At 66.3% G+C, this 21,351-nt stretch carries 24 protein-coding genes; 6 read left to right on the top strand and 18 right to left on the bottom strand.

Annotated elements, in window-relative coordinates; translation table 11 throughout:
- Positions 1-204 precede the first annotated feature (204 nt).
- The 3 genes from gatC to gatB are packed head-to-tail and all read left to right on the top strand — an operon-like array spanning position 205 to position 3,477.
- Complete coding sequence (gatC, locus tag OX89_RS09120) at positions 205-504, top strand: Asp-tRNA(Asn)/Glu-tRNA(Gln) amidotransferase subunit GatC (RefSeq protein WP_047350390.1); 300 nt, start codon at positions 205-207, stop codon at positions 502-504.
- Between the two features lie 10 nt (positions 505-514).
- Positions 515-2,017: an Asp-tRNA(Asn)/Glu-tRNA(Gln) amidotransferase subunit GatA gene (gene gatA / locus OX89_RS09115; RefSeq protein ID WP_047350389.1), complete on the top strand. Its 1,503-nt coding sequence runs from the start codon at positions 515-517 to the stop codon at positions 2,015-2,017.
- A 2-nt stretch (positions 2,018-2,019) separates the two neighbouring features.
- Complete coding sequence (gene gatB / locus OX89_RS09110; RefSeq protein ID WP_047350388.1) at positions 2,020-3,477, top strand: Asp-tRNA(Asn)/Glu-tRNA(Gln) amidotransferase subunit GatB; 1,458 nt, start codon at positions 2,020-2,022, stop codon at positions 3,475-3,477.
- A gap of 72 nt (positions 3,478-3,549) precedes the next feature.
- On the opposite strand, the gene OX89_RS09105 is transcribed toward gatB, so the two are convergent.
- A complete protein-coding gene (locus tag OX89_RS09105; RefSeq protein ID WP_047350387.1) occupies positions 3,550-4,230 on the bottom strand; it encodes a hypothetical protein in 681 nt (226 codons plus the stop codon).
- Positions 4,231-4,295: 65 nt separating this feature from the next.
- A complete protein-coding gene (gene pyrE, locus OX89_RS09100) occupies positions 4,296-5,006 on the bottom strand; it encodes an orotate phosphoribosyltransferase (RefSeq protein ID WP_047350386.1) in 711 nt (236 codons plus the stop codon).
- Between the two features lie 10 nt (positions 5,007-5,016).
- Here pyrE and OX89_RS09095 point away from each other — a divergent pair, with 10 nt between their 5' ends.
- Complete coding sequence (locus tag OX89_RS09095) at positions 5,017-5,820, top strand: exodeoxyribonuclease III (RefSeq protein ID WP_047350415.1); 804 nt, start codon at positions 5,017-5,019, stop codon at positions 5,818-5,820.
- Between the two features lie 104 nt (positions 5,821-5,924).
- Here OX89_RS09095 and OX89_RS09090 read toward each other — a convergent pair whose 3' ends face one another.
- Genes OX89_RS09090 through OX89_RS09080 form a run of 3 tightly spaced genes read right to left on the bottom strand, consistent with a single transcriptional unit; the run spans position 5,925 to position 8,922 of the window.
- Positions 5,925-6,965 (bottom strand): phosphotransferase, encoded by a 1,041-nt coding sequence (locus OX89_RS09090; protein ID WP_047350385.1) that lies wholly within the window; start codon positions 6,963-6,965, stop codon positions 5,925-5,927.
- Positions 6,962-7,735, bottom strand: a complete 774-nt coding sequence (locus OX89_RS09085) for an SDR family NAD(P)-dependent oxidoreductase (RefSeq protein WP_047350384.1) — start codon at positions 7,733-7,735, stop codon at positions 6,962-6,964. The genes OX89_RS09090 and OX89_RS09085 overlap by 4 nt, the downstream gene beginning before the upstream one ends.
- On the bottom strand, positions 7,732-8,922 hold the full coding sequence (locus OX89_RS09080; protein ID WP_047350383.1) for an acyl-CoA dehydrogenase family protein: 1,191 nt from the start codon (positions 8,920-8,922) through the stop codon (positions 7,732-7,734). The genes OX89_RS09085 and OX89_RS09080 overlap by 4 nt, the downstream gene beginning before the upstream one ends.
- Positions 8,923-9,046: 124 nt before the next feature.
- Here OX89_RS09080 and OX89_RS09075 point away from each other — a divergent pair, with 124 nt between their 5' ends.
- Both OX89_RS09075 and OX89_RS09070 read left to right on the top strand, forming a co-directional pair.
- The gene (locus OX89_RS09075; protein ID WP_011803695.1) at positions 9,047-9,745 is read left to right on the top strand and encodes a GntR family transcriptional regulator; all 699 of its coding nucleotides are present in this window, start codon (positions 9,047-9,049) and stop codon (positions 9,743-9,745) included.
- Positions 9,746-9,847: 102 nt separating this feature from the next.
- Positions 9,848-10,486: an MBL fold metallo-hydrolase gene (locus OX89_RS09070; RefSeq protein WP_047350382.1), complete on the top strand. Its 639-nt coding sequence runs from the start codon at positions 9,848-9,850 to the stop codon at positions 10,484-10,486.
- Positions 10,487-10,561: 75 nt separating this feature from the next.
- Here OX89_RS09070 and OX89_RS09065 read toward each other — a convergent pair whose 3' ends face one another.
- From OX89_RS09065 to OX89_RS09005, 13 genes are all read right to left on the bottom strand, one after another.
- Positions 10,562-10,753 carry a 2-hydroxymuconate tautomerase gene (locus tag OX89_RS09065; RefSeq protein WP_047350381.1) on the bottom strand — a complete coding sequence of 64 codons (192 nt, stop codon included), beginning with the start codon at positions 10,751-10,753 and terminating at the stop codon, positions 10,562-10,564.
- Positions 10,754-10,779: 26 nt separating this feature from the next.
- Positions 10,780-11,763, bottom strand: a complete 984-nt coding sequence (locus OX89_RS09060; RefSeq protein ID WP_047350380.1) for a tripartite tricarboxylate transporter substrate binding protein — start codon at positions 11,761-11,763, stop codon at positions 10,780-10,782.
- Positions 11,764-11,817: 54 nt separating this feature from the next.
- Positions 11,818-12,606: a 2-oxo-3-hexenedioate decarboxylase gene (dmpH, locus tag OX89_RS09055; RefSeq protein WP_011803691.1), complete on the bottom strand. Its 789-nt coding sequence runs from the start codon at positions 12,604-12,606 to the stop codon at positions 11,818-11,820.
- Positions 12,607-12,620: 14 nt separating this feature from the next.
- The gene (gene dmpG / locus OX89_RS09050) at positions 12,621-13,649 is read right to left on the bottom strand and encodes a 4-hydroxy-2-oxovalerate aldolase (RefSeq protein ID WP_047350379.1); all 1,029 of its coding nucleotides are present in this window, start codon (positions 13,647-13,649) and stop codon (positions 12,621-12,623) included.
- A gap of 21 nt (positions 13,650-13,670) precedes the next feature.
- Positions 13,671-14,579, bottom strand: coding sequence for an acetaldehyde dehydrogenase (acetylating) (locus OX89_RS09045; protein ID WP_047350378.1), 909 nt, complete (start codon positions 14,577-14,579; stop codon positions 13,671-13,673).
- A 23-nt stretch (positions 14,580-14,602) separates the two neighbouring features.
- Positions 14,603-15,397 (bottom strand): SDR family NAD(P)-dependent oxidoreductase, encoded by a 795-nt coding sequence (locus OX89_RS09040; protein ID WP_047350377.1) that lies wholly within the window; start codon positions 15,395-15,397, stop codon positions 14,603-14,605.
- Positions 15,398-15,407: 10 nt separating this feature from the next.
- On the bottom strand, positions 15,408-16,190 hold the full coding sequence (gene dmpE / locus OX89_RS09035; RefSeq protein ID WP_047350414.1) for a 2-oxopent-4-enoate hydratase: 783 nt from the start codon (positions 16,188-16,190) through the stop codon (positions 15,408-15,410).
- 42 nt (positions 16,191-16,232) lie between these two features.
- A complete protein-coding gene (locus OX89_RS09030; RefSeq protein WP_047350376.1) occupies positions 16,233-17,099 on the bottom strand; it encodes an alpha/beta fold hydrolase in 867 nt (288 codons plus the stop codon).
- An 85-nt stretch (positions 17,100-17,184) separates the two neighbouring features.
- On the bottom strand, positions 17,185-18,645 hold the full coding sequence (locus OX89_RS09025; RefSeq protein ID WP_047350375.1) for a 2-hydroxymuconic semialdehyde dehydrogenase: 1,461 nt from the start codon (positions 18,643-18,645) through the stop codon (positions 17,185-17,187).
- Positions 18,646-18,753: 108 nt separating this feature from the next.
- Positions 18,754-19,185 (bottom strand): heme-binding protein, encoded by a 432-nt coding sequence (locus OX89_RS09020; protein WP_032490123.1) that lies wholly within the window; start codon positions 19,183-19,185, stop codon positions 18,754-18,756.
- A gap of 13 nt (positions 19,186-19,198) precedes the next feature.
- Positions 19,199-20,125 carry a catechol 2,3-dioxygenase gene (locus tag OX89_RS09015; protein WP_047350374.1) on the bottom strand — a complete coding sequence of 309 codons (927 nt, stop codon included), beginning with the start codon at positions 20,123-20,125 and terminating at the stop codon, positions 19,199-19,201.
- Between the two features lie 22 nt (positions 20,126-20,147).
- Entirely contained in the window at positions 20,148-20,483 is a 336-nt protein-coding gene (locus tag OX89_RS09010) for a 2Fe-2S iron-sulfur cluster binding domain-containing protein (protein ID WP_047350373.1), read from the bottom strand.
- 163 nt (positions 20,484-20,646) lie between these two features.
- Positions 20,647-21,309, bottom strand: coding sequence for a hypothetical protein (locus OX89_RS09005; protein WP_234305540.1), 663 nt, complete (start codon positions 21,307-21,309; stop codon positions 20,647-20,649).
- Positions 21,310-21,351: the final 42 nt, after the last annotated feature.

Below are 21,351 nucleotides of genomic sequence, written 5' to 3'. Positions count from 1 at the left end.
AGGGGTCCTCTCAGGCACGGCATGCACGTCGGCCTGCCGTCGCCGGATATTACGGGGGTGTTTGTTGGCTTTTTTCGCACAATGACCGGCAATATGGAGGTCTAGCGGCAAAGCCGGGATAATAACGCATCCCCTGTGAATAACTCCCCCTGGCGGAGCCCGGAAAACCGCTTTACATCTGGTTTCCGCCCGTCCCTCTTCCCTATGGCACTGACACCCCAGGATATCGGCCGCATCGCCAATCTGGCCCGGCTCGAACTGAGCCCCGGCGAAAGTGAGCGCATGCTCACGCAACTCAACGGTTTTTTCGGCATCGTCGAGAAGATGCAGGCTGTGGATACCCATGGCATCGCCCCCCTGTCGCACCCGGTGGCGGTGGTGCGGGATGTGGAGCTGCGCCTGCGCGAGGACGTGGCCAGCGAGCCCGACCAGCGCGAGGCCAACCAGCGCAGCGCGCCGGCCGTCGAGCGCGGCCTGTTCCTGGTGCCCAAGGTCATCGAGTGAGGACGACAGCATGAGCAACACCCCCTCCTCCGAACTCCACGACCTGGGCATCGCACAGCTGACCAGCGCACTGCGCAGCAAACAGGTCTCGGCCGTCGAGGCCGCGCAGCATTTCCTGGCCCGCGCACGCCAGCACCAGAACCTGGGCGCCTACGTCGCCATGAACGAGGACACCACCCTGGCGCAGGCCCGCGCGCAGGACGCGGCCCTCGCCGCCGGCACGGCTGCCCCGCTGGCCGGCGTGCCAATCGCGCACAAGGACATCTTCGTCACCCGCGACTTCCCCAGCACCGCCGGCTCGAAGATGCTGGCCGGTTACCAGTCGCCGTTCGACGCCACCGTGGTCACTCGTCTGGCCGATGCCGGCTGCGTAACCCTGGGCAAGCTCAACTGCGACGAGTTCGCCATGGGCTCGGCCAACGAAAACTCCGCCGTGGCGCCCGTGGGCTACGACGCCCCCGCACCGGTGCGCAACCCCTGGGACACCAGCCGCATCCCCGGCGGCTCCTCGGGCGGCAGCGCCGTGGCCGTGGCCGCGCGCCTGGCGCCGGCCGTCACCGGCACGGACACCGGCGGTTCCATCCGCCAGCCGGCATCGTTTTGCGGCGTCACCGGCATCAAGCCCACCTACGGCCGCGCCAGCCGCTACGGCATGATCGCCTTCGCCTCCAGCCTGGACCAGGCTGGCCCGATGGCCCGCTCGGCCGAGGATTGCGCGCTGCTGCTGTCGGCCATGTGCGGCCCCGACCCCGACCGCGACTCCACCAGCCTGGACGTGCCGGCCGAGGATTTCAGCGCCCAGCTGAATGACTCCATCGACGGCCTGCGCATCGGCATCCCGGCCGAGTTCTTCGGCGACGGCCTGGCGGGCGACGTGCGCGCCGCTGTCGATGCGGCACTGAAGGAGTACGAGAAGCTCGGCGCCAAGCTGGTGCCCATCAGCCTGCCGCGCACGGAGCTGTCGATCCCCGTGTACTACATCATTGCGCCGGCCGAGGCGTCGTCCAACCTCTCGCGCTTTGACGGCGTGAAGTTCGGCCACCGTGCCAAGGACTACGCCGATCTGGTGGACATGTACAAGAAGACCCGCGCCGAAGGCTTCGGCGACGAGGTCAAGCGCCGCATCATGATCGGCACCTACGTGCTCTCGCACGGCTACTACGACGCCTACTACCTGCAGGCGCAGAAGATCCGCCGCATGATCGCGGACGACTTCCAGAACGCCTTCAAGGATTGCGACCTGATCGCCGGCCCCGTGGCGCCCAGCGTGGCCTGGAAGCTCGGCGAGCACGGCAACGACCCGCTGGCCGACTACCTGGCCGACATCTTCACCCTGCCCGCGTCGCTGGCCGGCCTGCCCGGCATGAGCGTGCCCGCCGGCTTTGGCGCGGGCGGCATGCCCGTGGGCCTGCAGCTCATCGGCAACTACTTCCAGGAGGGCCGCCTGCTGAACGCCGCGCACCGCCTGCAGCAGGCGACCGACTTCCACCTCCGTGCGCCGGAGGGCATCTGACCATGACCGCGAAACTCATCCAGGGCTACGAAGTCGTCATCGGCTTCGAGACCCACGCCCAGCTCGCCACCCGCAGCAAGATCTTCAGCCGCGCCAGCACCGCCTTTGGCGCCGAGCCCAACACCCAGGCCTGCGCCGTGGACCTGGCGCTGCCCGGCACCCTGCCGGTGATGAACCGCGAGGCTGTCGCCTGCGCTATCAAATTGGGACTGGCCCTTGGCTCCCACATTGCGCCAGAGAGCATTTTTGCGCGCAAGAATTACTTCTACCCGGATCTGCCCAAGGGCTACCAGATCAGCCAGTTCGAGATCCCGGTGGTGCAAGGCGGCGAAGTCTCCTTCTATCTGGGCGATGAGAAGAAGACCGTGCGCCTGGTGCGCGCCCACCTGGAGGAAGACGCGGGCAAGTCGCTGCACGAGGACTCCTCATTGGGTGGAGGGGGCCAGTCGGGCATCGACCTGAACCGCGCGGGCACGCCGCTGCTGGAGATCGTGACCGAGCCCGACATCCGCAGCAGCGAAGAAGCCGTGGCCTACGCCAAGGAACTGCACAAGATCGTGACCTGGATCGGCATCTGCGACGGCAACATGCAGGAGGGCAGCTTCCGCTGCGACGCCAACGTCTCGGTGCGCAAGCCCGGCCAGCCCCTGGGCACGCGCCGTGAGATCAAGAACCTCAACAGCTTCAAGAGCATGCAGCAGGCGATCGACTACGAGATCCGCTGGCAGATCGAGGAGATCGAGGATGGCCGCGCGATCCAGCAGGCCACCGTGCTGTTCGACCCCGACACGGGCGAGACGCGCGCCATGCGCACCAAGGAAGACGCGGCCGACTACCGCTACTTTCCCGACCCCGACCTGCCGCCGCTGCGCATCGCCGCGCCGTGGATCGACGACATCAGGGCCCAGATGCCCGAGCTGCCGCGCGCGATGGCCGCGCGTTTCGTGCAGCAGTACGGCCTGCCCGAGTACGACGCCACCACGCTCACGCAGAGCCAGGCCATGGCGGCCTATTTCGAGGACGCCGCCAAGGGCTGCGGCCAGCCCAAGCTCGCCTCCAACTGGGTGATGGGCGAGATCTCGCGCCGCCTGAATGCCGAGGAGATCGGTGTGGAGCAGGCCAAGGTGAACAGCGCCCAACTGGCGGCGCTCATCGGCCGCATCAACGACGGCACCATCAGCAACAACGCCGCTCGCCAGGTATTCGAAGCCTTGTGGAGCGGCGAAGGCCATGACGTGGACGCCGTGATCGAGGCCAAGGGCCTCAAGCAGATGAACGATACGGGCGCGCTGGAGAAGATCATCGATGAGGTGATCGCCGCCAACGCCGCCAACGTGGAACAGTACAAGGCCGGCAAGGACAAGGCCTTCAACGCCCTCGTAGGCCAGGTGATGAAAGCCAGCAAGGGCAAGGCGAATCCCCAGCAGGTCAACGACTTGCTGAAGGCCAAATTGGCCTGAAACGCTGGCCAGTCAAGCGCTGGCAGCTATCAAAAAAGAAGGCTCCCGGTGGAGCCTTTTTTGTGTGCCGTCTCAGCGCGAGGCGCCGGGCGATACGAGCGTGGACTGCGGCGGCACCAGTTGCGACGCCGCCGCGCGCTGGGCCGCCCATAACTGGCGCAGCTGGGCCAGTTCGGCGTCGAAGCGCTGGTGGATGCGGCGCTTTTCCTGGTCCTGCGCGGTCAAAAAGCGCTGCTGCTCGGCCACGGCCTCATCGTTCTCGGCGATCTGGCGCTGCAGCTTCATCGGCGCCTTGAGCGGGTCGCGGCGGTAGAACTCCATCTCGCCGTCAATGCGCTTGCGCTCGACCTGCAGTTCCTGGATGCGCTTGCGGGCTACGGCCATGACCTCGTCCACCTGCACGAGGGCGGCCTCGCGCTCAACCTGGTGGGCCGCCTCGTCGGGGTAGCGCGCCATCAGCACGCGCTCGCGGCGGCGCTCTTCGGCAATGCGCGCGCGCTCCTGCGCCTCCTTGCGGCGCTGCACTTCCAACGCGGCGCGCTCGTGTTCGGTCAGCGTGGGGCCGATGCGGCGTCGCTCGGCCCCCGTATGGTCCAGGATGCGCTGCTCGCGGTCCACGCAGTCGGCGATGGGGCGGTCGGCGGTGATGCGCCTGCCGGTTTTGTCGATACAGGTGTACACCTCTTGCGGCGGCTTCGGCTGCGCCCAGGCGACCGGGGTCAACAGGCCCAGCGCTGCGGTTGCTCCTGCCATGAACCAGCCCGCGTGTCGTGTGCCTGCTTTCAAAACCCCTGCCCTCCTGGCCGCTGCCGTTGTTTTCAGTCGTTCACACCGTAGCGCTGGCGATAGGCCAGCACCCGCTCGTGGTGCTCGCGCATCTGCGTATCGCCGCCACCCGCCGATAGGTATTGCAATAAGTCTGCCAGCTTGGCGATAGCACAAACCTGCATGCCCAGTTCACGGCGCACGTACTGCACGGCGCTGTGGTCCACGTCCTGTCCATTCTCGGTGGCCTTCTCCTGGCGGTCGAGGGCGATCGCAATGGCATGCGGCGTGGCACCCGCGGCGCGGATCAGCGCGATGGACTCGCGCGCGGCGGTGCCGGCGCTCATCACGTCGTCGATGATGAGCACCTTGCCCTGCAGCGGCGCGCCCACCAGCGTGCCGCCCTCGCCATGGTCCTTGGCCTCTTTGCGGTTGTAGGCAAAGGGCACGTTCTTGCCCAGCCGCGCCAGCTCCACCGCCACCGTGGCGGCCAGCGGAATGCCTTTGTAGGCGGGGCCGAAGACCATGTCGAACTCGACGCCGCTGGCCATCAGGGCTTGTGCATAGAATTGCGCCAGCCGCCCGAGCTTGGCGCCGTCGTCGAACAGACCGGCGTTGAAGAAATACGGGCTCAAGCGGCCTGCCTTGGTCTTGAATTCACCAAAGCGCAGCACCCCTGAATCCACAGCAAACCGCACGAAATCCTGCGCCAGGCGGGCTTGGCTCGCCCCTTGTTCCACCGTCTGCGCGCTGTCTGTCACCATGGATGCATCCTTGTTCAAATTAACCAGTCTCAACCTCAACGGCATCCGCTCAGCCACGTCCAAAGGGGTCGAGGCATGGATTGCCCAAAGCCGGCCGGATTGTATTTGCGTACAGGAAATCAAGGCCCAGTCTGCGGACATGCAGGGGCGTTTCGAGGAGCTGGCCGGCCTGAAGGGCTACTTTCATTTTGCGGTGAAGAAGGGCTACTCCGGCGTGGGCATCTATGCCCGCCACGAGCCCAGCGACGTGGTCATCGGCTACGGCTCCAGCGAGTTCGACACCGAGGGGCGCTACGTGGAACTGCGCTTTGACACCCCCGCGCGGCGCCTGTCCATCATCAGCGCCTACTTCCCCAGCGGCTCCTCGGGCGAGGAGCGCCAGTTGGCCAAGTTCCGCTTCCTGGAGGAATTCCATCCGCACCTCATGCGGCTGAAGGCCGAGCGGGAGTTCATCCTGTGCGGCGACATCAACATTGCCCACCAGCAGATCGACCTGAAGAACTGGCGCAGCAACCAGAAGAACAGCGGCTTTTTACCCGAGGAGCGCGCCTGGATGACAAAGTTGTTACACATCTCTGAGCCTACGGGCGGCCTGGTGGACGTTTACCGTCAGTTACAGCCAGAGACCACGGACGCTTGCTACACGTGGTGGAGCAACCGCGGGCAGGCCTATGCCAACAACGTGGGGTGGCGCCTGGACTACCACCTGGCGACGCCCGCCATCGCGGCGCTCGCGCGTACCGAGGAAATCTACAAGGCGCAGAAGTTCAGCGACCACGCGCCCATCACCGTCGGGTACGAACTGTCGCTCTGAATTCAGGAGCTATTCGCGCCGGGTGTTCGGCGTTTTCCGTGCGTTTTCGCATGGAGAAGCTTACATATCCAGCGCGAACAGCTGCTATTTTCATAGCGACCTGCTTACTGGCGCCCGGCCATGTAGCGCTGCGCCGCCTCCCAGCCCAGTTCGGCCAGCGGTCCGGCCTTGGCGCCCGTCTCCACCGCATCGGCGGCCGCGGCATTGCCGTCCTGCGCCCGCTGGGCGATGCCGTGCAGGATGGCCGCCATGCGGAACAGGTTGTAGGCCAGGTAGAAGTCCCAGTGCTCCGCCGCCTGGCGTCCGGTGGCCTGCTCGTACCAGCCCACGTACTCGCTTTCCTGAGGGATGCCCAGCGCCGCGAGATCGAGCCCGCCGATGCCGCGCCACAGGGTGGGCGGGATGCGCCAGGCCATGCACTGGTAGGCCAGGTCGGCCAGCGGGTGGCCCAGCGTGGACAGCTCCCAGTCCAGCACGCCGATCACGCGCGGCTCGCTGGGGTGGAACACGAGGTTGTCCAGGCGGTAGTCGCCATGCACCAGCGTGGTCTCGTCGTCCTGCGGCAGGTGCTGGGGCAACCAGTCCATGAGCCGCTCCATCGCCGGCGTGACGGGCACCGTGGCCTCGCGGCACTGGCGCGACCAGCGCGCGACCTGGCGGCCCACGTAGTTGCCAGGTTTGCCGTAGTCGGCCAGGCCCACGGCGGCGTAGTCCACGGCGTGCAGCGCGGCGATCACGCGGTTCATCTCGCGGTAGATGGCGGTGCGCTCGGCCGGGTCCATGCCGGGCAGCGACTGGTCCATGAGCACACGGCCCTGCAGAAACTCCATCACGTAGAACGGCGTGCCCAGCAGCGCCGCATCGTCGCAGTAGGCCAGCATGCGCGGCACGGGCACGGCCGTGTCCTGCAGCGCGCGCATCACGCGGTACTCGCGGTCGATGGCGTGGGCCGATGCGATCAGCGCCCCCGGGGGCTTCTTGCGCAGCACGTAAATGCGGCCTTCCGCCGTGGTGATGCGAAAGGTGGGGTTGGACTGCCCGCCCGCCAGTACCGTGGCCGCGAGCGGCCCCGTGCCCGCCAGGCCCTGCGCGCGCAGGTAGTCGCCCAGCGCGTCCAGCGGCAAAGAAGTGGATGCCCCGCTCATAGCGAACTCACCAGGTGCGCGCCGTCGACCGCCACCGTGGCGCCCGACATGGCGGCGCCGGCGTCGGACGCCAGCAACAGCAGCGGCCCGTCCAGGTCCGTCAGCTCGCCAAAGCGCCGGCTGGGGATGCGGCTGCGCAGCTTGTCGCCCGCCTCGCTGGTGAGGAAGTCGCGGTTCAGGTCGGTCACCACGTAGCCGGGCAGCAGCGCGTTCACGCGGATGCGGTGGCGCGCCAGCTCCAGCGCCATGGCCTTGGTGGCCTGGACCACGCCGGCCTTGGAGATTGCATACGGCGCCACGCCGCCCGCCACGCGCTCGCCCAGGATGGAAGCCACATTGACGATCGCGCCGCCCTTGCCCGCGGCCACCATGCGGCGCGCCGCCTCGGTGGCGACAAGCCAGCAGCCCTTGAGGTTGGTGTCCAGCACCTGGTCGAAGTCTTCTTCGGTCTGCTCCAGCAGCGGGCGCGTCACCGTGACGCCCGCGTTGTTGATGACCACATCGGGCACGCCCCAGGCGCCCACGGCGTCCAGGCACGCGCGCACGCTGGCGGCGTCCGTCACGTCCAGCGTGAACGCCCGCGCCTCGCCGCCCGCGGCGGCGATGTCATCCACCACGCCCTGCAGCTTGTCGGCCCGGCGTGCGGCGACGGCTACGCGAGCGCCCACCGAAGCCAGCAGCCGCGCGAAATGCTGGCCCAGGCCACTCGATGCGCCGGTGACCAGCACCACGCGGCCGTCCAGGCGAAAGGGCGTCAATGCATCGCTCATGCCACCTCCTTGGCTGCGGCGGCCTTCTCGGCCATGTGCACGAGCTTGCGCGCCATGCTCCAGCGGTGCACCTCGCTCGGGCCGTCGTAGATGCGAAAGGCCCGCATGTCGGTGAAGATGCGCATCACCGGCGTCTCGCCCGTCACGCCCTGGCCGCCCAGAATCTGCACGCTGCGATCCACCACGCGCCATTCGGCCTCGGAGCAGACCACCTTGGCGCGGCTCGATTCGAAGTTGCACTTCTCGCCCTGGTCCAGCATCCATGCGGTGTGCCAGATGTGCAGGCGCGCGGTGTGCAGGTCCATGTCGTTGTCGGCCAGCATGTAGCCCACGCCCTCGTGTTCGGCCAGCGGCTTGCCAAAGGCGTGGCGCTTGCGGGCGTATGCCAGCGCCGTGTCGTGCGCGCGGCGTGCCTGGCCCAGCCAGCGCATGCAGTGCGTGAGGCGCGCGGGCGCCAGGCGCACCTGGGCGTAGCGAAAGCCCTTGCCCACCTCGCCCAGCACATCGCTGGCGGGCACGCGCAGGTTGTCAAAGCGCAGCACGCCGTGGCCGCCTGTAAAGCAGCTGTCCATGGCGTCCATGTTGCGCTCCAGCACGATGCCGGGCTTGTCCATGTCGGTCAGGAACATGGTGGCCGAACCGTCCTCCATGCGCGCCATGACGATGGCGTAGTGCGCTCCTTCTGCGCCGGTGATGAACCACTTGCGGCCGTTGATCACGTAGTCGTCGCCATCCCGCACGGCCGTGGTGGCCAGCATGGACGGATCGGCCCCGGCGCCGGGCGCGGGCTCGGTCATGGCGAAGCACGAGCGCCAGTCGCCCGCCACCTGGCCGCGCAGCCAGCGCTCTTTTTGCGCGGGCGTGGCCACCTCTTCCATCAGGTGGATGTTGCCCTCGTCCGGCGCGTGAATGTTGAGCGCCGTGGGGCCCAGCCAGGAGTAGCCCGCCTCTTCAAACACCACGGCCTTGGCGACATGCGACAGCCCCAGCCCGCCCATGTCGCGCGAGGCGTGGGGCGTGAGCAGCCCGGCCGCCCTGGCACGCGACACCAGCTCGTTGCGCAGCGCCTCATCGGGGCCGTGGTGCGACTGGCGCCCGTCGTTTTCCAGCGGAATCACCTGTTCGGCGATGAATTGCCGCACCTTGTCGCGCAAGGCGAGCAGCTCGGGGGAGAGGGAAAAGTCCATGCAGGGCCTCTTTGAAATGAAGCGCCAGAACGCCTGGCGCGTTGCAGATGATATTGTCAGACAATATTGGAAACAAGCCCTGTCACGCTGTGATAATGTTTGTCCTCCCTCCTGCCGCCCGCCCATGTTGCCCACCCTGCCGCCCGAGCCCGCTGACGACGCTCCCGAAATCGCCCCCGTGACCGCCGCCGACGCGGTGTTCCACGGCATCGTGCAGGGGCTGGCGCAGCAGCGCCTGGTGCCCGGGCAGCGGCTGGTCGAGGTGGATCTGGCCGCGCAGTTCGGCGTCAGCCGCGCGTCGGTGCGCGAGGCACTGCAGCGCCTGGCCGCGCAGGGACTGGTCGATTTGCACCGCAACAAGGGCGCCGCCATACGCAGCCTTTCGGCGCAAGAAACGCTGGAAGTATTGGACGTGGCCGAGCGCATGACCGGCCTGCTGGCGCGCAGCGCGGCGCGGGCGATTGCCGCGGGAGCACCGCCCGCCCCCATCGAGGCGGCGCTACAGCAACTGCACGAAGCCGACCGCAGCCAGGATGCAGACCGCTTTGCCAGCGCCCGACGCGCCTTGTACCGCGCGCTGCTGGCCACCAGCGGCAGCCGCGAGCTGCGCCGCCTGCTGCCCTCCATCCACATGCCCATCGTCTATGCCCAGCACCGCCCCGCCACGCTGCAGCAGGTGCGCATGCGCGACTACCAGGCCATGTGCCAGGCCATCCTGGCCGGTGACGCAGCCGCGGCCGACGCCGCCGGCATGCAGCATGTGCGCAATGTGCGCGAGGCCATCGCACCCGCGCTGCAGGCGGACGACATGCGTTTTGCATGAAATATGCCTCCAGCGCTTGTTTAACAAGCGCTGGCAGCTATTGTTTTTGAATAAGCAACGCGCCACGGCGCCGACGATCCGGCGCCGGGCGACAATTGCCGCATGCTGCACTACCACACCGTTCCCGTCACCCCGTTTCAGCAAAACTGCTCCATCGTCTGGTGCGACCAGACCATGGATGCCGCCGTCATCGACCCCGGGGGCGACCTGGATGTGCTGCTGGCCGAAGTGCAGCGCCTGGGCCTGCACCTGAAGGCCATCTGGCTCACGCACGCCCATATCGACCACGCGGGCGGCACGGGCGAGCTGGCGCAGCGGCTGCAACTGCCCATCATGGGCCCGCATGAGGGCGATCAATACTGGATTGACGGCCTGGCGCAGCAAAGCGTCATGTTCGGCTTTGCGCCGGCGCTGCCCTTCACGCCCACACGCTGGCTGCATGACGGCGACACCGTCGCCATTGGCCACGAGACTGTGAGCGTGCGCCATTGCCCCGGACACACCCCCGGCCATGTGGTGTTCCACGCGCCGCAGATCGACCGCGCATTCGTGGGCGACGTGCTGTTTGCGGGCAGCATCGGCCGCACCGACTTTCCGGGCGGCAACCACCAGCAGCTGATAGACAGCATTACCCAGCGGCTGTGGCCCATGGGCGACCAGACGGTGTTCATTCCCGGCCACGGGCCGGAAAGCACCTTTGGGCGCGAGCGGCGCAGCAACCCCTATGTGGGCAATACCTGAATCCGTCCACTATCAACCTGATAGCATTCAGCGCTTGCTGGATAAGCGCTGAATGCTATTTTTGCCGCAAGAGGCTTACCGGCCCAGCTCCTTGGCGCTGACGCCCGCGATGCCCCAGTTTTCCTTGGGAACATCGTGGATCCAGACGCGCACGTTGGCGGGCGGCGCGCCCACTGCATCGACGAGGGCCTGGGTCACCTTCTCGATGACAGCCTTTTTCTGCTCCTCGGTGCGGCCTTCGATAATGTAGATCTGTGCGAATGGCATGGTGTGTCCGTCTGTGAAAAAGGGGTTTATTCCGCCTTGATGCCGTTCTTGCGGATCAGGTCGCCCCAGCGGCGGTTTTCGGTGCGGATGAACTCGGCAAACTGCTGCGGCGTGGTGACGCGCAGGTTGCCGGAGATGTTGTCAAACGCGGTCTGCGCTTCGGGGGCGGCAGAGCCGGCGGCCCAGGCAGCCTGCAGCTTCTGGACGATGGCTGCGGGTGTGCCGGCGGGCGCGATCAGGCCAAACCAGGTCTCCACCTCAAAGCCGGGGTAGCCGGACTCGGCGATCGTCGGCACATGGGGCAGGGCCCTGGTGCGCTGTTGCGATGTGACCGCGATGGCCTTGAGCTTGCCTGCCCTGACATGCTGCAAGGTGGTGGCCAGCGAGCTTTCCATGCTCATCAGCACCGTGCCCGACAGCAGGTCCGGCACGATCTGGCTGGAGCCCTTGTACGGCACGTTGGTCAGCTTGATACCCGCCACCGACTGCAGCAGCTCGGCCGCCAGGTGGTTGCTGGTGCCGATGCCCGACGTGGCGTAGCTGAGCTTGCCGGGGTTGGCCCTGGCATAGGCCACCATGCCCTTGAAGTCGGAGAAAGGTGCCGACGGATTGATGACCAGCGCGCAAGGCGTGGTGCCCACCAGCGAGATCGGCACAAAATCTTTCTCGACATTGAACGGCACGCTGGCATACAGGTGCGGCGCAATCGCCAGGCTGCTGATGGCCGACAGGCCGATGGTGTAGCCGTCCGGCGCGGACTTGGCCACCGCGTCGGTGCCGATGTTGCCGCCCGCGCCGGCCTTGTTTTCCACCACGAACTGCTGGCCCAGCTGGTCGCCCATGGCCTTGGCGGCCGTGCGGCCCATGATGTCTGTCGGCCCGCCGGGCGGAAAGGGCACGATCAGGCGCACAGGCCTGGTCGGGTAGGCCGACTGCGCCCAGGCGGCGCCGGGCAGGGTTGCGCCCAGCGCGGCCAGCGCGCCTGCGGTCATGAAGTCACGTCGTTGCATGCGCTGTCTCCAGTTATCGTTGTGGTTGCATCAAAAAAGGGGCGACGCGGCCCCTCAGGCAAAGCGCAGCGAGACGCTGCCCATGCCCTGCACGCGCAGGCAGACGCTGTCGCCCGCGGCCACGGCCACGGCCTCGGTGGCGCCGCCCGACAGAATCAGGCTGCCGGCCGGTATCTCCTGGCCGCGGCGGCCCAGGTGGTTGGCCAGCATGGCAATCGCCGCCGCCGGGTGGCCCAGCACGGCGGCGCCGGCGCCCAGGGCGACGGGCTCACCGTTCTTTTCCAGCACGATGCCCACGGTGCGCAGGTCCACGTCTTCGGGACGCAGCGCACGCCCGCCGACCACGAAGCGCGAGGCCGAGGTGTTGTCGGCCACCACGCTCTTGAGGTCAAACTTGAAGTCGCGGTAGCGGCTGTCGATGACCTCGATGCCGGGCAGCACGAAGTCGGTTGCCGCCAGCACGGCGCCGATGTGGCAGCCCGGCCCCTTGAGCGCGTGCTTGAGCACGAAGGCGATCTCGGGCTCCACCTTGGGGTGGATCAGCTCCGCGGTGTTGACGGTGGCGCCTTCAGGCACCACGTATTCATCGACCAGAAAGCCGAACACCGGGTCGGTCACGCCCATCTGGCGCATCTTGGCGTGCGAGGTCAGGCCCGCCTTCAGGCCCACCACGCGCGCGCCGCGTGCCAGTTTGCGCGCCAGGATGGCGTCCTGAATGGCGTAGGCGTCGTCCCAGTCCATGTCGGGATGGGCGTCGGTGATCTTGGGGGTGTCTTTCGCCTGCAGCTGGCAGTTTTCGAGGTGCTCGGCCAGCTGTGCGATGGTGTCTTGTGCGAGTGCCATAGGTGTAGCTCCAATCAGGCGTTGACGGTCAGGCCGCGTGCGCGCGCCATGGTGAGGGCGGTGTCTTCGATCATGTCTTCCTGGCCGCCGACCATGCCGCGGCGGCCCAGCTCGACCAGCAGGTCGCGCGCGGGAATGCCGTATTTCTTTTCGGCGCGCTTGGCAAACAGCAGGAAGCTGCCGTACACGCCGGCGTAGCCCAGCGTGAGCGCATCGCGGTCGATGCGGATGGGGAAGTCCATCAGCGGCACCACCAGGTCTTCGGCCACGTCCTGGATCTTCCAGACGTCCACGCCGGTATCGATGCCCATGCGGTCGAGCACGGCCACCAGCACTTCCAGCGGCGTGTTGCCCGCACCGGCGCCCAGACCTGCAGCGGCGGCGTCAATGCGGTTGGCACCAGCCTGGATGGCGGCGATGGAGTTGGCCACGCCCATGGCCAGGTTGTGGTGGCCGTGAAAGCCCAGCTCGGTCTCGGGCTTCAGCGCTGCACGCACGGCGGCAATGCGCTCGGTCACCTGGTCGGGCAGCAGGTAGCCGGCCGAATCGGTGACGTAAATGCAGTTGGCGCCATAGCCTTCCATCAGCCTGGCCTGCTTGACCAGACCGGCCGCGTCGTTCATGTGCGCCATCATCAGAAAGCCCACCGTGTCCATGTCCAGCTTGCGCGCCATGGTGATGTGCTGCTCGCTCACGTCGGCCTCGGTGCAGTGCGTGGCCACACGGATGGTGTGCACGCCCAGGCCGTGGGCCATCTTCAGGTGATCGACGGTGCCAATGCCCGGCAGCAGCAGCGCAGAGACCTTGGCCTGCTTCATCAGCGGAATCACGGTGCCCAGGTATTCCTCGTCGCTGTGCGCGGGAAAGCCGTAGTTGACCGACGCGCCGCCCAGGCCGTCGCCGTGGGTCACTTCAATCAGCGGCACGCCCGCGGCATCCAGCCCTTGGGCCACGGACTTCATCTGCTCCAGCGTCATCAGGTGGCGCTTGGGGTGCATGCCGTCGCGCAGCGTCATGTCGTGCAGGGTGATCTTTTGTGTCATGGTGGGGTACTCCTGTGCGCTTCAGGCAGCTTGCAAGGTGAGCTTGCCGGCCAGAATTTCTTCGGCAAACATTTCGGCGGTGCGGGCGGCGGCGGCGGTCATGATGTCCAGGTTGCCGGCGTACTTGGGCAGGTAGTCGCCCAGGCCTTCGACTTCCAGGAAGACCGAGACGCGGTTGCCGTCAAACACCGGGCCGTTGACCAGCTTGTAGCCGGGCACGTACTTTTGCACTTCGGCCAGCATGTCGTGGATGCTCCTGGTGATGGCTTCCTTGTCGGGCTCGCCCTCGACCAGGCAGTGCACGGTGTCGCGCATGATCAGCGGTGGATCGGCCGGGTTGATGATGATGATGGCCTTGCCCTTCTGGGCGCCGCCCACTTTTTCGATGGCACCGGCGGTGGTGCGGGTGAACTCGTCGATGTTCTTGCGCGTGCCGGGGCCTGCCGAGCGGCTGGACACAGTCGCCACGATCTCGCCATACGCCACGGGCTGCACACGGCTCACCGCTGCCACCATGGGGATGGTGGCCTGGCCACCGCAGGTGACCATGTTCACGTTCATCTCGGCCTTGCCGACGTGCTCCTTCAGGTTGACGGGCGGCACGCAGAACGGGCCGATGGCCGCAGGCGTGAGGTCGATCATGAGCGCGCCCTGCGCGTTCACCTTGCGCGAGTTTTCGGCATGCACGTAGGCGCTGGTGGCGTCGAAGACGATCTGCACGCCGTCAGCCTTCATGTGCGGAATCAACCCGTCCACGCCTTCGTGGGTGGTCTTGATGCCCATTTCACGGGCGCGCTTGAGGCCGTCGGACTCGGGGTCGATGCCCACCATCCACACGGGTTCCAGCACGGGGCTGCGCTGCAGCTTGGCCAGCAGGTCGGTGCCGATGTTGCCGGGGCCGATCAGGGCGCATTTGATTTTTTGGCTCATAGGAAGTCCTTTGGAAAAAAGGGTCAGCAAATCGAAGACAGGATGCCGCCCTCGACCCGCAGCGCCGCACCGTTGGTGGCGGCGGAACGGGGGCTGCACACATAGGCCACCAGCGCGGCGACCTCGGAAGGTTCGATGAAGCGGCGCAGCAGCGAGGTGGGGCGCGCATCGGTGAAAAAGCGCCGCTCGGCCTCGTCCAGGTCCACGCCCTGCTCGGCGGCCAGCTTGGCGAAAAAGTCGCCCACACCCTCGGTGCGGGTGGGGCCAGGCAGCACGGCGTTCACCGTCACGCCCGTGCCAGCGCAGTGCTGCGCTAGCCCGCGCGAGACGGACAGCTGCGCTGCCTTGCTCATGCCGTAATGCACCATTTCGGTGGGCGGGTTCACGCCCGACTCGCTGTTGATGAACACCACGCGGCCCCAGCCTGCGGCTTGCATGGCGGGCAGCAGCGCGCGCGTCAGGCGCACGCCGCTCATCACGTTGGCGTCGAAAAAGCGCTGCCACTGGGCGTCGTCGATGGCCTCGAAGGGCTGCGGATCGAAGATGCCGAAGTTGTTCACCAGAATGTCCACGCCCGCGCTGGCCTGGGCCAGCAGCTCACAACCGGCAGCGCTGGCCACGTCGGCGGCCACGCCGCGCACCTGGGCCTGTGGCACGGCCGCCTGCAGGCGCTGCACGGCTTGGGCCACGCGCTCCTCGCTGCGGCCATTGAGCACGACGGCCACGCCTTCGCGTGCTAGTTCGGTGGCAATGGCAAAGCCAATGCCTGCGGTGGAGCCGGTGACCAGGGCGCGTTTGCCGCTGAGTTGCAAGTCCATGCCGCGCTCCTTAGAGGAAACGCACCGAGCAACCGCCGATGCCGCCGATGGTCACACGCAGGTTGTCGCCCGCTTGCACAGGCACCATGATGCCCAGCGAACCCGACAGCACCACTTCACCGGCTTCCAGCGCAATGCCCAGGCGGCCCAGCGTGTTGGCCAGCCAGGCCACGGCGTTGGCGGGGTGGCCCAGGGCCGCAGCGCCAGCACCGGTGGCAACGATCTCGCCATTCTTTTCCAGTACCATGCCGCAGGTGCCCAAGTCCACGTCGCGCGGATCGACCAGGCGGTCGCCCAGCACGAACACGCCGCAGCTGGCGTTGTCAGCCACGGTGTCTTGAATCTTGATTTTCCAGTCGCGGATGCGCGAATCCACGATTTCAAAGCAGGCCATCACGCCCTCGGTGGCGGCCAGCACGTCGGCCGCCGTCACGCCGGGGCCCTTGAGGGTTTTCTTCAGCACGAAGGCAATCTCGCCCTCGGCCTTGGGTTGGATCAGCGTGTTGGCGGGCACGGCCTCGCCTTCGTTGAACACCATGCCGTCGGTGAGCCAGCCAAAGTCGGGCTGGAACACGCCCAGCATGTTCATCACGGCCTGGCTGGTCACGCCAATTTTCTTGCCGACCACTTTTTCACCAGCGGCCAAGCGGCGCGCCAGCATTTTTTGCTGGATGGCGTAGGCGTCTTCAATGGTGATGTCGGCATGGAGGTTGGTCAGCGGCTCCAGCGTTTGGCGCTGCGTCAGGGCCTGGTACAGCTCGTCGCCCAGTTGTTCGATCAAGGCAGGGGTCATGGTCATGGGGGTTCCTTTGGCGAGGGTGTTCAGAAAAGTCGTTCAGGGCCGCAGCGGCAGCGGCTCGTCGGGGTGCGCTTCAGCAAGGAAGTCGCCCACCAGGCGGGCAAAGCGCGCGGCGTGTTCAATTTGCGTCCAGTGGCCGCATTGGCCATAGACGTGCAGTTGGGAGCGCTGAATCCAGCTGGACAAGGTCAGCGAGGTGCTCAGCGGGATCACGCGGTCTTCGCGGCCATGGATGACCAGGGCTTGGTGCGGCAGGGCACGGATGTCGGCCTCGGCGCTGGCCAGGGCTTCAATCCAGCGCTGGCGCGGGGCGGGGAACATGGCGGCGAACGATTCTTGAAAGCCGGGGCGGATGCTGGCCTCAAAGCGCAGGCGCGCCAGGTCGTCGCTCATCAGGCCTTGGTCGAAGGCGAAGTAGTCCATGATGGCGCGCATGTTCTCTACCGAGGGGGTGTAGCCCCACACGGCGTCCAGCCCCTCGGTCAGGGGGAAGGAGACACCGGCACTGCCCATCAGCACCAAGCGGCGCACGCGCTCGGGGTGGGCAATGGCCAGCGCCAGCGACAGGCCGCCGCCAAACGAGTTGCCCACCAGGTCGGTGCGCTCAATGCCTAGGGCATCGAGCAGGCCCACAGCCTGGCGCACCCAGGCGTCCATGCTGTAGACAAAGCCTTGCGGGCGCTCGGTGTAGCCAAAGCCCACCATGTCGGGCGCAATCACGCGGGCGTTCTGCGCCAGCGCGGGCATCACCAGGCGCCAGTTGGCCCAGGCAGAAACACCCGGCCCTGAGCCGTGGATGAGCAGCACGGGCGCGCCCTGGCCACCGCTGTCGTGGTAGTTGGTGCGAATGCCCGCTGCTTCGATGCTGTGCCCGATCTCGGGGTTGGACGATGTATTGCTCATGTGAAACTGTCTCCTTGCTATTTTTATAAGAGCTACTCGCGCTTGCCTGGCAAGCGCAAGAGGCCGATTTGGTTCAAAAAATGGCTTAGAACTTCACCATCACGTTGCGCAGCTCGGTGTAGAACTCCAGCGAGTGCACACCGCCTTCGCGGCCGATGCCCGATTGCTTGGAGCCGCCAAACGGCGTGCGCAGGTCGCGCAGGAACCAGGCGTTGATCCAGCACAGGCCCACTTCGATCTGGTGCGCCAGGCGGTTGGCGCGCGCAATGTCTTGCGTGAAGATGGCCGTGGCCAGGCCGTAGCGGTTGGCGTTGACCTTGCCCAGCACTTCCTCTTCGCTGTCGAAGGGGCTGATGTGGCAGCAGGGGCCAAAAATTTCTTCGGTCACCACGGTGGCGGTTTCGGGCAGGCCGGTCCAGATGGTGGGTTGCACCCAGGAGCCATCCTTCAGCGCGTCGGGCATGTCGGGGATGCCGCCGCCGGTGACGATGGTGGCGCCTTCGTCCTTGGCTGTCTTGTACAAGCCCAGCACCTTGGCCTGGTGCTTCTTGCTGATCAGCGGGCCAATCTTGGTGTCGTGATCAAACGGCAGGCCGGGCTTCATGGCTTCGGCGCGCTCTTTCAGGGCAGCCACCACTTTGTCGAAGATGGGTCGCTCGACGTACACGCGCTCGGTGCCCAGGCAGACCTGGCCAGCGTTTTCAAAGCACGAGCGCGTCAGCGTATCGATGGTTACCTGGAAGTCGCAATCAGCAAACACCACGGCGGCGTTCTTGCCGCCCATTTCCAGCGACACGGGGCGCACGCCATCGGCAGCGGCCTTCATGATGGCGGTACCGGTGCGCGTCTCGCCGGTGAAGGTAATGCCGTTCACGCCGGGGTGCTTGGTCAAAAATTCACCGGCCGAGGCAGGGCCAAAGCCGTGCACCACGTTGTACACGCCCTTGGGCATGCCCACAGCGTTCATCACCTCGCCCAGCAGCGTGGCGGTAGCGGGGGTTTCTTCGCTGGGCTTGACGACCACGGTGTTGCCGCAGGCCAGGGCCGGGCCCACCTTCCAGGTCATCAGCAGCAGCGGCAGGTTCCAGGGGCAGACCACGGCAATCACGCCGCGCGGCACGCGCACGCCGTAGCTCAATGCCGTCTTGCCGTCGGGCGTGCGCATGTTGAACGACTCGGTGGCCGTGCTCTTGATGGTGTCGATGAAGATCTGGAAGTTGGCGGCGCCGCGCGGAATGTCCACGTGCGAGGCCAGGTGGTGCGGCTTGCCGGTGTCGGCAATTTCGGCCTGCAAAAAGTCGTCGAAGCGGCGGTTGATCTCACCGGCCACGGCGTCCAGCAGCTTGCAGCGCTCTGCGACCGACAGGCGGCCCCAGTCGCCCTTCAGCGCGGCGCGGGCAGCGGCCACGGCGGCATCAACCTCGACCTGGCCGGCTTCGTAAATATTGCCGATGACTTGGCCGTTCACCGGGTTGATGTCTTGGAACGTCTTGCCGCTGGCGTTGCGAACATATTCGCCGTTGATGAAATTCAGGAACTCTTTCATGGTGTTACCTTGCTATGGAAATGTTGAACAACGCTGCGGCCTGCAGGTTCGCAGCGGCCTGCCCGGGTGCCGCATGAAATGCCTGGCACCCCGGGGCGGCCGACTCCTTCATGGATCCAATCCCAGGGCCGTCAGCGCGGCGCGGGCACAGATTTCGTCCTGCTCGGCGCTACCGCCGGACACGCCAATGCCGCCGATCAGCGCCCCGCCCTCACGCATGGGCAGACCGCCGCCAAAAACCACGTTGCGCGGGCGCGTGGGCATGCCCAGGCGCAGCGCTTCGTCGCCCTGCAAAATGCCGGCCCACTGCGCCGTGGCAAAGCCAAAGCCGGCGCTGGTGTAGGCCTTGTCGATGGCAATGTCCACCGAGTGCAAAAACGCCCCCGGCATGCGCAGAAAGGCCGCCAGCACGCCCGATGCGTCGGTCACGGCGACATTGATGCGGATGCCCAGCTCGCCCGCCTTGGCCACCGCTGCAACCACGGCCGCGTTGGCGGCCTCGGCAGTGATGGCGCGTTGTTCGACGCTGTGTTGTGCCATTGCCGTGCGCTCCTCAGGTCACCACGCTCAGGAAGGCGTCGTTGAGCTTGCGGTCGTGATAGAAGATGCCGCGGCCCACGTTCTCCCAGCTCCAGGTGATGGGGTGCATGTCGGGGTAGTGGTCGTAGCCGCCGCAGAAGGTCTCCAGCCGGTTGCCGCTGGGGTCGAAGAAGTAGATCGTCGTGCCCTGCGTGACGCCGTGGCGCGTGGGGCCGATGTCGATCGAGACGCGGTTGATGCTCATGATGTCGGCCGCGCGCAGCACGCTTTCCCAGCTCGGCATCTGGAACGACACGTGGTGCAGCTTGCCGTCCTCGGCGTGGCGCACAAAGGCGATGTCGTGGGCCTTGGCGCTGCAGGTCAGCCATACGCCCAGATCGGTCTTGCCGTCTTCCAGCTTCACGCGCTCGACCGGGGTAAAGCCCAGCACTTCGGTGAACAGCTTGACGTTGCCGTCCACATCGCCGCCGTACAGCAGGCAGTGATCCATGCGGATGGGGCGAATGCCGGGGCCGTCCAGCACGTCCACATCGGGGTCGAGGTAGCCCATGCCGTTGCCCACGTCGGTCTTTTCGGCGTACAGCTCCACGGTGTGGCCGGTGGGGATCTGAAAGCGCACGCGCTCGCCGGTTTCCAGCAGCTCACCGGCGGGGATGCGCTCGGTTTTCACGCCAAAGGCTTGCAGCTTCTTGTCGAAGTCTTCCAGCGTGGCTTTGTCCAGCACCTTGAAGGCGAAGAAGTCGATGCCCGCCTGGTCGGCCTGGCGCAGCACCACGCTGTTGTGATCGCGCTCGGAGCGGGTCTTGAAATAGGCGCGGCCCTGGGCATCGCGGCCCATGGGCACCAGGCCCATCACCTCGGTGTACCACTTGACCGATTCCTCCAGATCCAGCACGCGGATTTGTGCGTGTCCTGGGCGCAAAACGCCGGTTAATGCCATGGGTTGTCTCCTTTGTTTGGGTTCACGGATGGGTTGAAGAAGGCGCTGCCAGCGAACGGCAGATGTTCTTTTTCATGGCGCCCACGACCTGCAGACGCAGGTCGCTGGTCGGGTAGATGCGGCACGACAGTACGCAGCCAGCGGCTTCTTCCTCGGCACTGACATGCGCGCGGCTCATCACGCGGCGCGCGTACTGGCCTTCCAGGATGTGCACCTTGCACACGCCGCAGCCGCCCTGCCGGCAGCCCACGGGAATGCCTTTTTTGCCCAACGCTTCCATGCCTTCCAGCACGGAGCGACCGCCGACGCAGCTGTACTGCTCGCCGGTGTCTTCGATGCTGACGACAAATTTCTGCATGGTGGTGTGTCGCTTACGCGGTGCCTTTAAAAAACCAGCAATTGCGAGCCAGGAAGCAACGATAGAAAGACATTTCAATACCGTCCAATACCATTTTTGCCCACCCTCAATACCGTTTTGGCATTTATTAGGGTTTTCCCTTGATTTTTGTGATAGGGCGATTTCAACGCTTGGCGTGCAGCCAGGAATGCAGCCAGCGCGTCAGGCGCGGCGCCACCACCCAGGTCATGATCAGCACGACCAGCACGGTAATGACCATCACGCGCGGCACCAGGTACCAGTCGGCCATCAGCGGCGCAATGGTCAGAAACAGCAGCAGCACGGTAGGAAAAATGCCCAGCCAGGTCACGGTGGCCACCTTCCAGCGCGGCGGCGCGGGGCGGGTGGTGCTGTTGGGGGCGGCAAACCAGTAGTCCAGGCCGGTGACCCGGTGCAGCAGCTGCTGCCCCACGGTGTGCGGCAGCACCTGGGCCAGCCAGTGCGCGCGCTCGGCGGAGTTTTGCCAGGCGGCCAGGTGGGCTTCGTTATCGAACGCAAAAACGACGTGGTAGAGCAGCGGCTCGGTGCTGCCGTCCGCAGCAAGCGATTCGCCCGGGGTATCGCTGTCACCGGGTCGGATGACCTGGCCGCCCAGGTGCCCGGCAAACCCTTCGGCAGCGGCCAGCATGCCTTGGATGGCCACCTCAAACGCCGCCACCGACGCGGGCGCCACGCGGCGGGCAATCAGCACGGTGACCACACGGCGGGAAGCGTCGGCCACTGCACCGCGGGCGGTCGCCGAAGGGGAAGTGTGGGAGGCGGGAGAGGCGGGTGAAGAAGCCGTCATTCGGTGTCCTTGAAAAGCTGCGCCACTCAACAAGCAGGCCAT

This window comes from Diaphorobacter sp. J5-51 (assembly GCF_001023515.1).
Classification (GTDB): Bacteria; Pseudomonadota; Gammaproteobacteria; order Burkholderiales; family Burkholderiaceae_C; genus Diaphorobacter; species Diaphorobacter nitroreducens.
The sequence above is the reverse complement of the archived record's forward strand: the minus strand, read 5'-3'. Positions and strand labels throughout refer to the sequence as shown.